The sequence below is a fragment of the Streptomyces sp. BV286 genome, assembly GCF_019090165.1.
Lineage (GTDB): Bacteria > Actinomycetota > Actinomycetes > Streptomycetales > Streptomycetaceae > Streptomyces.
In genome coordinates this window covers 102267-114510 of record NZ_JAHRIB010000127.1, presented here as the reverse complement: position 1 = coordinate 114510, position 12244 = coordinate 102267, and the positions used below count along the sequence as shown (strand labels likewise).

At 72.4% G+C, this 12244-nt stretch carries 13 protein-coding genes; 5 read left to right on the top strand and 8 right to left on the bottom strand.

Going from position 1 to position 12244, the window contains the following annotated elements; all coding sequences use genetic code 11:
• The coding region (locus KUF83_RS17085) for a BTAD domain-containing putative transcriptional regulator (RefSeq protein ID WP_217455548.1) at nt 1-818 on the bottom strand (818 nt) is incomplete at its 3' end.
• 180 nt (nt 819-998) lie between these two features.
• On the opposite strand from KUF83_RS17085, the gene KUF83_RS17080 reads away from it, so the two are divergent.
• On the top strand, nt 999-1799 hold the full coding sequence (locus KUF83_RS17080) for a site-2 protease family protein (RefSeq protein ID WP_217455547.1): 801 nt from the start codon (nt 999-1001) through the stop codon (nt 1797-1799).
• Here the strand turns inward: KUF83_RS17080 and KUF83_RS17075 are convergent.
• The 3 genes from KUF83_RS17075 to KUF83_RS17065 all read right to left on the bottom strand — a co-directional run bounded on the left by KUF83_RS17075 (nt 1789) and on the right by KUF83_RS17065 (nt 3928).
• Nucleotides 1789-1977, bottom strand: a complete 189-nt coding sequence (locus KUF83_RS17075) for a hypothetical protein (protein WP_217455546.1) — start codon at nt 1975-1977, stop codon at nt 1789-1791. The genes KUF83_RS17080 and KUF83_RS17075 overlap by 11 nt on opposite strands.
• 129 nt (nt 1978-2106) lie before the next feature.
• Nucleotides 2107-2811 carry an NADPH-dependent F420 reductase gene (gene npdG, locus KUF83_RS17070; protein WP_217455545.1) on the bottom strand — a complete coding sequence of 235 codons (705 nt, stop codon included), beginning with the start codon at nt 2809-2811 and terminating at the stop codon, nt 2107-2109.
• A gap of 37 nt (nt 2812-2848) precedes the next feature.
• A complete protein-coding gene (locus tag KUF83_RS17065) occupies nt 2849-3928 on the bottom strand; it encodes an exo-alpha-sialidase (RefSeq protein ID WP_217455544.1) in 1080 nt (359 codons plus the stop codon).
• A gap of 103 nt (nt 3929-4031) precedes the next feature.
• On the opposite strand from KUF83_RS17065, the gene KUF83_RS17060 reads away from it, so the two are divergent.
• The gene (locus KUF83_RS17060) at nt 4032-4634 is read left to right on the top strand and encodes a hypothetical protein (protein WP_217455543.1); all 603 of its coding nucleotides are present in this window, start codon (nt 4032-4034) and stop codon (nt 4632-4634) included.
• Nucleotides 4635-4786: 152 nt separating this feature from the next.
• A complete protein-coding gene (locus tag KUF83_RS17055; protein ID WP_217455557.1) occupies nt 4787-6061 on the top strand; it encodes an MFS transporter in 1275 nt (424 codons plus the stop codon).
• Nucleotides 6062-6150: 89 nt separating this feature from the next.
• Here the strand turns inward: KUF83_RS17055 and KUF83_RS17050 are convergent, their stop codons facing one another.
• Nucleotides 6151-6381, bottom strand: a complete 231-nt coding sequence (locus tag KUF83_RS17050; protein ID WP_217455542.1) for a hypothetical protein — start codon at nt 6379-6381, stop codon at nt 6151-6153.
• A 58-nt stretch (nt 6382-6439) separates the two neighbouring features.
• Here KUF83_RS17050 and map point away from each other — a divergent pair, with 58 nt between their 5' ends.
• Together map and KUF83_RS17040 are read left to right on the top strand one after the other, a co-directional pair.
• Complete coding sequence (map, locus tag KUF83_RS17045) at nt 6440-7297, top strand: type I methionyl aminopeptidase (RefSeq protein WP_217455541.1); 858 nt, start codon at nt 6440-6442, stop codon at nt 7295-7297.
• A gap of 200 nt (nt 7298-7497) precedes the next feature.
• Nucleotides 7498-8157 carry a heme oxygenase (biliverdin-producing) gene (locus tag KUF83_RS17040; protein WP_217455540.1) on the top strand — a complete coding sequence of 220 codons (660 nt, stop codon included), beginning with the start codon at nt 7498-7500 and terminating at the stop codon, nt 8155-8157.
• 184 nt (nt 8158-8341) lie between these two features.
• Here the strand turns inward: KUF83_RS17040 and KUF83_RS17035 are convergent, their stop codons facing one another.
• From KUF83_RS17035 to KUF83_RS17025, 3 genes are all read right to left on the bottom strand, one after another.
• On the bottom strand, nt 8342-8986 hold the full coding sequence (locus KUF83_RS17035) for a PhzF family phenazine biosynthesis protein (protein WP_217455539.1): 645 nt from the start codon (nt 8984-8986) through the stop codon (nt 8342-8344).
• Nucleotides 8987-9077: 91 nt separating this feature from the next.
• On the bottom strand, nt 9078-10559 hold the full coding sequence (locus KUF83_RS17030; protein ID WP_217455538.1) for an HtaA domain-containing protein: 1482 nt from the start codon (nt 10557-10559) through the stop codon (nt 9078-9080).
• 64 nt (nt 10560-10623) lie between these two features.
• Nucleotides 10624-12039, bottom strand: coding sequence for an HtaA domain-containing protein (locus KUF83_RS17025; protein WP_217455537.1), 1416 nt, complete (start codon nt 12037-12039; stop codon nt 10624-10626).
• Nucleotides 12040-12244: the final 205 nt, after the last annotated feature.

The following is a 12244-nucleotide window of genomic DNA, read 5'->3' as shown; positions in this document are numbered from 1 at the left end:
TGCCCGGTCGGCGCCTGCCCGGGGCCCCGCGCTGCCGGCGCCCCGGCTCCCCGGCCGTTCGGTGGCCGGCCGGGGTCGGTCCCGGCCGGCGTTCCCCGTAGCAACTCTCCGTGCAGCGAACGCAGTTCGGGACCCGGGTCCGTGCCCAGCCGGTCCGCCAGGAGTTGGCGTACGGATTCGTAGGCGGCCAGTGCCTCGGCGGTGCGGCCCGCGTCGCGCAGGGCTCGCAGGCGCAGCGACTGGAGGGGCTCGTCCAGGGGGTGGGCGTCACAGAGGGCGGTGAGGTCGGGCAGGGACTGTTCGGCGTGGCCGAGGGCGAGGGCCGCGGTGAGGCGGGCCCGCCGGGCGTCGAGGCGGCGGGACTCCCACCGGGACGACTCGGCCGAGCGGTCCGGGAGGTCGGCGAGGGCGGGCCCCCGCCAGAGGGCGAGGGCGTCGTCGAGGATGACGGCCGCCTTGCCGGGGTCGTCGTCGGCCAGCGCCCGGGAACCCTCGCCCGCGAGCCGCTCGAAGCGGTGCAGGTCGATGTCGTCGGCCGCGGCCCGCAGCCAGTAGCCGCCCTCGGCGGAGCCGATCGCGTCCGCGCCGAGGGCCCTGCGCAACCGGCCCACCAGGGCCTGCAGCGCGCCCGTGGCGTCGGCCGGCGGGTCGACGCCCCACACCTCGTCGACCAGCGCGGCGGCGGGCACGGCCCGTCCGGGGCGCAGGGCGAGCACGGTCAGCAGGGCGCGCAGCCGCGCGCCACCGACCGGGACGAGGGTGCCGTCGTTGCGTACTGCCTGGGTGGTGCCGAGGATGCGGTAGCGCACGGAGACCATTGTCCCTGTCGGCGTCCCGGACCCGCCCCCGGATTTCGTCCGCGTGGACCGGGAGGAGCCTGGGACGGAGGCGGGGGCCGCAGGAACCTCCGACCCTGCCCAGGACGTTCCCCCCACAGCACCGGTACGGTCGACCCGCCACGCCCGGCCCCGATCGAGCAATACAGGGAGTCCCACCCCATGACGAGCGCCACCACCCGGCACAGCGACCGGCGGATCAGTCCCGTCTTCCTCGGGATCGTGGCCGTCACGGCGGTGACCGGATGGGCCACCTGGACGGGCTTCGCCGAGCAGCCGGGGGTGGCCGTCTTCCTGTTCGTGACGGCGGCCTGGATCGTCTCGCTCTGTCTGCACGAGTACGCGCACGCGCGCACGGCCCTGCACAGCGGCGACATCTCGATCGGCTCGAAGGGCTATCTGACCCTGAACCCGCTGAAGTACACGCACGCGCTGCTCAGCATCGTGCTGCCCGTCATCTTCGTGATGATGGGCGGTATCGGCCTGCCGGGCGGCGCGGTGTGGATCGAGCGGAACCGCATCCAGGGCCGCTGGAAGCACACCTTGATCTCGGCGGCGGGCCCCCTGACGAACGTGCTGTTCGCGGTGGTCTGCACGGCCCCGTTCTGGCTGGACGCGCTCGACGGCGTCCCGGCGGACTTCCAGTTCGCCCTGGCGTTCCTGGCGTTGCTGCAGGTCACGGCCGCGCTGCTGAACTTTTTGCCGGTGCCGGGCCTGGACGGCTACGGCATGATCGAGCCCTGGCTGTCGTACAAGATCCGCCGCCAGGTGGAGCCGCTCGCACCCTTCGGGCTGCTCCTCGTGATCGCGATCCTGTGGATCCCGGCGGTGAACGGCGTGTTCTTCGACATGATCGACGCACTGCTGCGCGCCCTGGACATCGACGAGATCCGTACGTACTGCGGGCAGAACCTCTACCGGTTCTGGACGGAGACCGACCAGTACTGCTCGGTCAGCCCGTGACGGACGACGCCCTGCGCCGCGCGCGGTCCCGGCGCAGGTAGTACCAGGTGGTGTTGGACGACAGGCCCGCGAGCAGCACCCACACGATCCCCAGCCAGCTGCCCTGGGCGAAGGAGACGACGGCCGCCGCGACGGCGAGGACGCAGACGACGAGGGCGTAGAGGGCGAGTCGGGACATGGGGGTCGGCTCCTGTCGGGGAACTGCGGGCGCGCGGCGGAACCCGGAGGGGGACACTGCTCGGCTCCAGTGTCCCCCACGTCCGGAGCGCGCCCGCACGCCCTCCCCTGCACCCTCGGGTGCGCACGCCTACACGTCGGTCAGGCGCAGACCCGCGTGGGCCTTGTACCGCCGGTTCACCGAGATGAGGTTCGCCACGAGCGACTCGACCTGGTGGGCATTGCGCAGGCGGCCCGAGAAGATGCCGCGCATGCCCGGGATGCGCCCGGCCAGCGCCTGGACGATCTCGACGTCCGCCCGCTCCTCGCCGAGCACCATCACGTCGGTGTCGATCTCGGCGATCTCCGGGTCCTGGAGCAGGACGGCCGACAGGTGGTGGAAGGCGGCGGCGACCCGGGAGTCCGGCAGCAGCACGGCGGCCTGTTCGGCGGCGCTGCCCTCCTCGGGCTTCAGCGCGTACGCGCCCTTCTTGTCGAAGCCGAGCGGGTTGACGCAGTCGACGACGAGCTTGCCGGCCAGTTCCTCCCGCAGCGACTCCAGGGTCTTGCCGTGTCCCTCCCAGGGCACGGCGACGATCACGATGTCGCTGCGGCGGGCGGTCTCGGCGTTGTCGGCGCCCTCGACGCCGTGGCCGAGCTCGTCGGCGGCAGCCTGCGCGCGCTCCGCGGCCCGCGAGCCGATGATCACCTGCTGGCCCGCGCGGGCCAGCCGGTAGGCGAGGCCCTTGCCCTGCGGACCGGTGCCGCCGAGCACGCCGACGACGAGCCCCGAGACGTCGGGCAGGTCCCAGGGGTCCTTCGCGGGGGCCTTCTGTGCACTGTCAGTAGAGGTCATGGGCCGACCTTACGTGCGTGGTTCGCGTCCGTGCAGGTCAGGTGAGGGCGGTCACGGGGATCCGCCGGAAGGTGATCGTCTCGTACGCTCCGAAGTCGCCCGTCTCGTAGAGGAGTCCGAGGGTGTCGGCGTCGACGCGCACGAGGTCGGAGTACGCGGCGGGCAGTCCGTCCACGGTGTGCGCCGGCCGCCAGGTGACGCCGTCGTCGGTGCTGGCGCGGATCGTCATCAGGGCGCGGAAGCCCGGATCGGCGGGCCCGGAGTAGAGCAGGACGTCGGGGTCGCGGAGCTGGAGCACGCTGCCCTCCACGACGGGACCGGTGAGGCCGGCCTGCGGGCGGAAGCGCTTGAGGAGGGTCCGGCCGCCGTCCCGGGAGCAGGCGTCGGCGCGGGTGCCGGGGGCGGTGGAGTCGGTGCGGGTGTTGAAGTAGACGCGGCCGTCGGGGAGTTCGGCGGCGGTGGTCTCGTTCACGTTGATGTAGCCGTCGGTGTTGTCGTCGACGTATCCGATGGTCCAGCTCTCGCCGTGGTCGTCGCTGAGGAGGCAGTGCCCGCCGTTGTACTTGCCCTCGGTGCCGTTGTCGGCGCCGGCCGGCGGGAGGGAGTGGTTGGCGGGCACGACGATCCGTCCGCCGGTCAGCCGGAGGGCGTGGCCCGGGGTGGTGGCGTACCAGCGCCAGGCCGGCTTCTTCGTCTGCCCGGTGATCTCCCTCGGGCGCGACCAGGTCAGCCCGTCGTCGTCGCTGTGGCAGATCCAGACGCGGCGTCCGTCGGCGGCGCTCACCTTGCCGCGGCGGATGGCGTCCTCGGTGGCGAGGGCGGCGTTGCGGACGTGGACGAGCAGGATGCGGCCGGAGCCGAGGACGACGGGGGCCGGGTTTCCGGCGAGTGCGTCGCCGTTCTCGGCGGCGACCTGGAGCGGCCCCCAGGTCAGTCCCCCGTCCGTGGACCGCTTCAGCACGATGTCGATGTTCCCGAAGTCGTCGCGGGAGCCGACCCGGCCCTCGCAGAAGGCGAGCAGGGTTCCTTCGGCCGTGGCGACGACGGCCGGGATCCGGAAGCTCGCACAGCCCTCCTGTCCGGCCCGGAACGGCACGGACACCTCGCTGCTGGTCATGACAACCTCCCCTTGCCGACTGAGTGGGGCACTCTGCCCACGTCGGGCGAATTCATGGTGAACTCCACCTGTCGAGTGGCCGGTTGCGGCAGGATGCGTGCGCATGGATGCCGTACGGGTGGCCTTGTTGCGCGAAGTGCTCGCCGGGACCGAGTGGCTGGGGGCGACCCGGCGGTTCGCGGGGGCGCTGCGGTCGTCCGTGCTGCCCCACGGGGGCGGGCTGCTGCTGGTGGGGACGGCCGAGTACGAGCCGTGGCACCTGGCGGCGCACCTGGTGGACGAGGCCGCCTGGTCGGGCACGCCCGAGCTGACGCCGACGCTCGTACGACACGGGGCGCGGCCCGGGGACCCGGCCCATCTGGCCGTGGGACTCGGCCGGATCGAGGCGGCCCGGCGGGGCGAGACCCTGCTCGTCGTGGCGCCGGGCGCGCCGGGCGCCCCGCTCCTGGAGCGGGTGCACGACGCGCGCCGGGCCGGGGCGACGGTTCTCGCCCTGGACTCGGGCGACCGCGAGCTGCACGCGATGGCGCACGAGGCGCTGGCGGTGCCGTGCGAACCGGACCTGGACCTCGACACCGTGCAGCACCTGGTCAGCGCGGCGGCCGGGGAGAACTCGCTGCCCGCGCCCCGGGGCCGCCGGCGTTTCGGGGACCGGTTGTCGCGGCTGGCCGACCGGTTGACGGCACCGCCGCCGGCGCGCTGGTGACCTGAAAGCCTCTGGCGGCCGGAAAAGCGTTTGTACCGGCCGGGGCCCACGACGGAGCATGTCCCGTCGTGACGGACTTGACGGAACGCGATGCCGACGACGACGCGGGCGCCCCGGCTCCTGCCCCCGGTGCCGGCGCCGGTGCCTCGCGGCTGCGCGCGCTGCTGCCCGATCTCGCCCCGTGGCGGACCTCCCCCGACTTCCGGCGGCTGTGGGTGGCCGGGCTCATCACCAACTTCGGCAGCTTCCTGACGTTCGTCGCGCTGCCGGTGCAGATGAAGGAACTCACCGGGTCCGTGGTGGCCGTCGGCGCGATCGGTGCCGTGGAACTCGTACCGCTGATCGTGTTCGGGCTGTACGGCGGGGCGCTCGCCGACGCCCTGGACAAGCGGAAGCTGATCGTGTGGACGGAGGCGGGGCAGGGGCTGCTCTCGGTCGCGCTGCTCGTCAACGCGCTGCTCCCGGATCCCGTGGTGTGGCCGCTGTACGCCGTCGCCGCGCTCTCCTCCGCGCTCGTCGCGGTCCAGCGGCCGGCGCTGGACGCGCTCACCCCGCGCATCGTCCGACACGAGCACCTGCCGGCTGCCGCCGCGCTCAACTCACTGCGCTGGACGGTCGGCGGGGTCGCCGGGCCGGCCCTCGCGGGGCTCGTCGTGGCGTACGCGGGGCTCGGCTGGGCCTATGCCGCCGACCTCGCGACCTTCGTGGTCTCGCTCGTCCTCGTCCTGGGCCTCGCCTCGTCGCCCGCCGCGCACGAGGCGGCGAAGCCGTCACTGAGGTCGATCGTGGAGGGCGCCCGGTACGCGTGGAGCCGCAAGGAGCTGCTGGGGACGTACGCGATCGACCTGGCCGCCATGTTCTTCGCCTTCCCGCTCGCCGTGCTGCCCTTCCTCGCGGACGAGCTGGACGCCGAGTGGTCGCTCGGGCTGATGTACGCGGCGCTGCCCGCCGGGGCGCTGCTGGTGAGCCTGACCAGCGGGTGGACCTCGCGGATCCACCGGCACGGGCGGATGGTGGTGCTGGCGGCGGCGTTCTGGGGGCTCGCGATGGTGGCCGCGGGAGCCGCTCACAGCGTCTGGCTGGTGCTGCTCTTCCTGACCCTGGGCGGCTGTTTCGACATGGTCAGCGGGATCTTCCGGGCGGCGATGTGGAACCAGACGATCCCGGACGAGCTGCGGGGGCGGCTGGCCGGCATCGAGCTGCTGTCGTACTCGGTGGGGCCCCAGCTGGGCCAGGTCCGGGCCGGCGGGATGGCCGCGTGGATGAACGTGCGGGCGTCGGTGTGGGCCGGTGGTGTGCTGTGCGTGGCCGCGGTGGGCGCGCTGGCGGTGTGCCTGCCCAAGCTGATGACGTACGACGTGCGGACCAACGAGCACGCGGTGCGGCTGAAGGAGGCGCGGGAGGCGGCCGCCGCCGGCGGTTCATAGCCGCGGGCCCGCGCCCCGTCAGGGGCGCGGGGAACTGCGCGACCGGCCACGACGAGCCCGCGGGGGCGACGACCGTGGCCGGTCGTCCGCTAGTCGTTCTCCGAGCCCCGCGCCGCGGAATCGTGCCAGCGGGGGTCGTTCTCCCATTCGGCGTTGCGCTCCCGGGCGGTGTCCATCGCGTGCTGCGCCTCGGACCGGGAGGCGTAGGGACCGAAACGGTCCTTCGCGGGGCACTCGGGGCCTTCCTCGACCTTCTTGTGTTCCAGGCAGTAGTACCACTCGCCCGGTTTCCCGACCGTCCGCTTCTTGAACAGGGCCATGACCAGCTCCTCTCGCCACCGACATGTTCCCCCATCCCCGCTGGTTAGACTCCCTGGCATGTCTGGCCAGTCGCTGCTCGTTCCAGGGGAGCTGTCCCCCATCCGTTCCGTGCCCGGAAACATCCGCCGCCCCGAGTACGTCGGCAAACCCGCGCCGACCCCGTACACCGGGCCGGAGGTGCAGACGCCCGAGACGATCGAGGCGATGCGTGTCGCCGGCCGGATCGCCGCGCGGGCGATGGCGGAGGCCGCGAAGCTCATCGCGCCCGGTGTCACCACGGACGAACTGGACCGGGTCGCCCACGCGTACATGTGCGACCACGGCGCCTACCCGTCCACGCTCGGCTACCGCGGTTTCCCGAAGTCCCTGTGCACCTCCGTGAACGAGGTGATCTGTCACGGCATCCCGGACTCCACGGTCCTGCGGGACGGCGACATCATCAACCTCGACGTGACGGCGTACATCGGGGGCGTGCACGGCGACAACAACGCCACCTACCTCGTCGGCGACGTGGACGAGGAGTCGCGGCTGCTCGTCGAGCGGACCCGTGAGTCCCTCGACCGCGCCATCAAGGCGGTCCGGCCGGGCCGTCAGATCAACATCATCGGCCGGGTCATCGAGTCGTACGCGAAGCGGTTCGGGTACGGGGTCGTGCGGGACTTCACCGGGCACGGCATCAACTCGGCGTTCCACTCCGGCCTGATCGTCCCCCACTACGACAGCCCGCACGCGACGACCGTGATCCAGCCGGGGATGACCTTCACGATCGAACCGATGCTGACGCTGGGGACCCACGACTACGACATGTGGGACGACGGGTGGACGGTCGTCACGAAGGACCGGCTGCGGACCGCGCAGTTCGAGCACACCCTCGTCGTCACCGACACCGGGGCCGAGGTGCTCACCCTCCCGTAGCCCGTGAGGGCCCGCGCCCTCCACCTGCCTTTTCTCCGAAGCCGCCCGCTCGCACAGAGTGGGCGGCTTCTTCATGTGGACCGGGCGGGCATACGGGGTACGATTTTGCCGACAGGACGTCGGGAAAAGCTTTGACTTAGGTAAGCCTAACCATAGAAGATGGGCCCGGCTCTCGTCCCCCTTCGGCCCCGGAGGTCTTCATGAACTCGTCGAGCACACCGTTCTCGACGCTCATCCGCACCGCGTCGCACGAGCAGCACGTGGAGGCGGAGACCTCGACGTTCATGAGCGACCTGCTCGGCGGCAGGCTCGGCGTGGACGCGTACGCGCGCTACACCGAACAGCTGTGGTTCGTGTACGAGGCGCTGGAGTCGGGCGCGCGGGAGCTGGCGGCCGACCCGGTGGCGGGCCCGTTCATCCAACCCGAGCTGCTGCGGCTCACCTCCCTGGAGCGGGACCTGGCCCATCTGCGGGGTGCGGGCTGGCGCGAGGGACTCACCGCGCTGCCGGCGACCGAGGAGTACGCGGCCCGGGTCGCCGAGTGCGCCCGTACCTGGCCCGGCGGGTACGTCGCGCACCACTACACGCGCTACCTCGGTGACCTCTCCGGCGGGCAGATCATCCGCGGCAAGGCGGAGCGGACCTGGGGGTTCGCCCGCAAGGGCGACGGGGTGCGGTTCTACGTCTTCGAGGACATCGGGAACCCGGCGGCGTTCAAGCGGGGGTATCGCGAGCTGCTCGACGGTGTCCTCGCGGACGACCTGGAGAAGCAGCGGATCGTCGCCGAGTGCCGGCGGGCGTTCGCTCTGAACACCGGGGTGTTCCAGGCGCTGGGGGAAGAGTTCCGCCTCAGCGCGTGACGTTCCGCCGAGGGCGTGTTCTCGGGTGCGGGTGGGCTGTGGCCGGTCGCGCCGTTCCCCGCCCCTCAAGGACTGCGCCGTTCCCCGCGCCCCTCAAGGGCACAGGATCGCGGCGTTCCCCGCGCCCTCAAAGGCACGGGATCGCGGCTCTCCCGTGCCCCTTCGGGGTGCGCTCGGGTGGTGTTCAGCGTTCGAGGAACACTCTGCCGCCCAGTTCCACCCAGCCCTCCGGCTGCGGAGCCGTGAGGAGCTGTGAACCGGCGCCCTGGACGATGTTCAGGGCGCGGCCCAGTTGGGCGGTGAGCTGGAGGGCCGCGGCGCCCGTCGCCTCGTCCTCCTGGACGCCGTCGCCCCGGCCGGGGAAGCCACGAGCGCGGACCCGGCCCGCCGCCTCGTCCTCCCACGCCCAGGCGTAAATCCAGTCCCCCGCCGGCGGCACCTCCAGCGCGTCGACCTCGGCGGCCGTGGCGTACCTGCGCAGGGTGCGCGGCTGTGCCCACTCCGGGCGGGCCTCGATCCAGGTGAACTCTCCGTCGAGCCGGGTGCCCACCACGCCCGCGGGCGTGACGAGTTCGGGCACGTCGAGCAGCCAGGCCACACCGACGCAGGGGTATCCGGCGAAGGGCAGCCGCACGCCGGGTGTGTAGATGTCGATGACCCCGCGCTCGGGGTCGTCCACGAACACCGTCTCGCTGAACCCGAGTTTGGCCGCGAACGCCTGCCGCTCGTCCTGCTCGGGCAGTACGGAACCCTCCCGTACGACCCCGAGTTCGTTGCCGTACTCACCGCGCGGCCCGCAGAAGACCCGCAGCACGTCGTAATCAGTCACGCGGGCATTCAAACACCACGGGGCCTGCGCACACGCATCCGGCCGCCGTCCCCGGGGCGGGGGCGGCGGTCGGGTGCGTGCCGTCTTCGGGTCAGGCCTGCGCGGAGCCCGTCGTACGGCGGCGGCGTACGGCGACCACCACGCCCGCGCCCGCCGCGACGGTGACCGCGGCGGCGGCTCCGAGCGCGCCGACGGGGACGTCGGAGCCGGTGGAGGCCAGGCCGCCCGTCACCCCGCCCGTGGTGGAGCCGGTCGTACCCGCACCGCCGGTGGTCCCTCCGGAGGTCGTGCCGCCCGTGGTGCCGGTGGACGACGTCGGGTCGGTGTCCGGGAGTTCGGCGTCCTCGGACAGGGCCACCGAGAGGTCGACCGGGTCGAGTTCGGCGCCGGCCTGGTAGAAGCCGCCGAAGGCCTCGGCGCCCGCCTTCGTGAGGGTGGCGGTGACGTCGTCGAGGGTGATGACGTCGTTCTCCGCGGTCAGCTCGGCGGACTGGGGCCTGAGCTCGGCGAGGGTCACGTCGGCGGACTTCTCACCGAGGCTGTCGACGTCGGCGGTCAGTTTGCCGGAGCGGCCGTCGATCGCCGCCTTGAGGTCGCTGAGGGTGAGGTCGAGGCCGTAACTGCCGTTGTCCTCGTGGCCCTTGAAGTTGACCGAGCCCTTGAAGGAGGCCTTGAGGGTGTCGGCGTCCGTGTCGTAGGTGCCGGTGGCGTCGGCGAAGGTGAAGATCCCGTTGCCGGACGCCTGGGAGGCCCCGCCCGAGACGGTGACCTTGCCCTTGGCCACGCCGTCCACGACGTACGTACGGAAGGACTGCTTGACGCCCCAGCCGAGGGTGCCGTCGGTGATGTCGCCCGCGGTGTCCGCCCCGGTGGGCGAGGGGGTCGGGCTCGTGGACCCCGTCGGGTCCGTGGAGGGCGTGGTGGACGGGGTGCCCGAGGGAGTGCCGGACGGCGTGGTGGAGGGGGTGGCCGACGGCGTCGTGGAGCCCGAGGGTGTCGGCTTCGGCGACTCGGTCTTCTTCTCCAGCACGGTCAGGGGGTCGCCGGCCGCACCCGTGTAACTGGCGCTGCCGAGGGCGTCCCCGGCCTCCTTCGTCAGCTTGGTCGCCATCTCGGTCATCGTGCGGTTGACGGTGACCTCGGCGAGCGGCACGTCCTGCTGGGTCGTGCCGCTCTTCGTCACGTCGGCGGTGACTCTGGCGGCCTTGCTGTCGAACCTCACGTCGGACAGGGCGAGTTCGAAGCCGTGCGGCTTGGAGACGATCTTCAGGGAACCTTCGAAGCCGAGTGCCACGGTGTGGGCCTCGGAGTCATAACTCCCCGTGCCGTTGACGAAGGTGAACGCTCCGTTGTCCTTGGCCTGGGTGGCGCCGCCCTCGGGTGTGAAGCTGCCGCCCGCCATCCCGGTGACGTACGAGCGGTACGACTGCTTGATGCCCCAGGTCAACTCGTAGCCCTTGAGCGGCACTTCGGCGGCCGACGCGGAGGTCGCGGCGATCGCGGTGGCACCGAGCGTGACGGCGGTCGCGCAGGCGGCGGCAAGGGCTATGGGGCGGCGGCGGTTGGCGGCCATGGGCGTGTTTCTCCTCGGTCAGGTGGGTGGGAGTCCGCTCGACCGGCGGACGGCGGTGGAGAGTTCAGCTCTCTTCGGGGGTGCCGTCGGCCGGCCGCGCACGGCGCCTGCGGACGACGAGGAGGGCGGCGGCCACCGCGAGCACGGAGGCGGCCGCGAGGCCGACGGGCAGGGCGGGGAAGCCCGTCCCACTCGCGGTGGGCTCCGCCCTGGGCTCCGCGGTCTTCGGCTCGTCCGCGGCGGCTTCGGGAGTGGCCGACTCCGTGCTGCCCAGATCGGGCAGGGCGGGCAGTTCCGCGCTGTCGGTGAGTGCGACGGCGAGGGAGACCGGGTCCATCGCCGTGCCCGCCTTGTACATGCCGCCGAAGGCCTCGGCCCCGTCGGCGGTGAGCTTCGCGGGCGCCTCGGTCACCCGGGCGAGGCCGGCCTTCGGCGTGAGGTTCTCGGCGGTGAAGGTGACGAGCGGCACCTTCTTCTTCGTGGCGCTGCCGCTGCCGCTGGTGACGTCGGCGTAGAGCGTGCCCTTTCCGCTGTCCGTGACCTCGGCCCGTACCTTGCCGAGCGACAGGTCGAGGCCCTGTTCGCCGGTGAAGCGGACGGCTCCGGCGAAGGTCGCGTCGAGGGTCTGCTTCTTCTCGTCGTAGGTGCCCGCGCCCTCGGGGAAGCGGAAGAGCGCGCCGCCGTCCTGGGCGCCCCCGCTGAGCTTCCATTCGCCGTCGGCGATGGCTCCGGTGACGTACTCGCGGAAGGTCCTGCGCACACCCCAGTCGACGGCGCCGTCCTCGATCCGGCCGGAAGTCTCCTTCTTCGCCCTGGACTTGGACGGGGAGGGGGCCGGCGTACGCGACGGCTCGGCGGCGGCCGGCTGCACGTCCGCGGAGAGGCTGACCGGGTCGAGGGCGGTGCCCGCCGTGTAGTACCCGGCGAAGGACTTGGCGCCCTGGGCGGTCAGCGTGGCGGGCAGGTTGTTCAGCTGGACGGCGCTGCCGCCGCCCTTCATGTCGATGCCGCCCAACGAGAGGGAGGCGAAGGGCACCTGTGAGGACGTCGTGACCGTCCCGGTGCCCTTCGCCTTGCTGGTGACGTCGACATAGAGGGTGCCGCCGCCGCCCGCGAGGCGGACGGTGGGTCGGCTGATCGTCAGGTCGAGCTGGTGGCCGCCGTCGCCCTTCTTGTGGCCGAGGAAGTGGACTCCGCCGGAGAAGCCGGCGTTGAAGGAGCCCGAGGAGCCGTCGTACGTGCCGGTCGCCGAGTGGAAGCGGAACTGGCTGCCGCCGACCGTGGCGGCGCCACCGGTGAGCGAGAAGGAGCCGTTGGCTATCGGTCCGGTGACGTAGCTCTGGAAGGAGGATTTGATGCCCCAGTCCAGGCGGCCGCCCTGCACGGTCCGGTTCGCCGCCTGGGCCTGGCCGGCCGGGAGCAGTGCCACCAGGACCGCTGCGCAGAGCAGGGTCACGCAGGTGCGTAGGTGCGAGGGCATGGATGTCCTCCGGAGCGGGCGGGATCTGGCCGGATGCGATGCCATCCTGGCAAGATAGGTAAGGCTAACCTAAGCTACGTCCGCCGGGGCGGGAAGCACCGGATGAGACAGAAGAGGGACCGCGGGTTCTTGTCGGCAGCCGGCCGTGCGTGACCGGCGTGCGGTCCCCGCGCCCCCGGCAGGGGCGCGGCTCCTGCCGTACCGG

Coding starts and splice junctions, on each gene's coding strand:
- KUF83_RS17025 (WP_217455537.1), bottom strand. CDS start 12,039: ATGCCCTCGCACCTACGCACCTGCGTGACCCTGCTCTGCGCAGCGGTC.
- KUF83_RS17075 (WP_217455546.1), bottom strand. CDS start 1,977: ATGTCCCGACTCGCCCTCTACGCCCTCGTCGTCTGCGTCCTCGCCGTC.
- KUF83_RS17080 (WP_217455547.1), top strand. CDS start 999: ATGACGAGCGCCACCACCCGGCACAGCGACCGGCGGATCAGTCCCGTC.
- map (WP_217455541.1), top strand. CDS start 6,440: ATGTCTGGCCAGTCGCTGCTCGTTCCAGGGGAGCTGTCCCCCATCCGT.
- KUF83_RS17030 (WP_217455538.1), bottom strand. CDS start 10,559: ATGGCCGCCAACCGCCGCCGCCCCATAGCCCTTGCCGCCGCCTGCGCG.
- KUF83_RS17050 (WP_217455542.1), bottom strand. CDS start 6,381: ATGGCCCTGTTCAAGAAGCGGACGGTCGGGAAACCGGGCGAGTGGTAC.
- KUF83_RS17065 (WP_217455544.1), bottom strand. CDS start 3,928: ATGACCAGCAGCGAGGTGTCCGTGCCGTTCCGGGCCGGACAGGAGGGC.
- KUF83_RS17060 (WP_217455543.1), top strand. CDS start 4,032: ATGGATGCCGTACGGGTGGCCTTGTTGCGCGAAGTGCTCGCCGGGACC.
- KUF83_RS17040 (WP_217455540.1), top strand. CDS start 7,498: ATGAACTCGTCGAGCACACCGTTCTCGACGCTCATCCGCACCGCGTCG.
- npdG (WP_217455545.1), bottom strand. CDS start 2,811: ATGACCTCTACTGACAGTGCACAGAAGGCCCCCGCGAAGGACCCCTGG.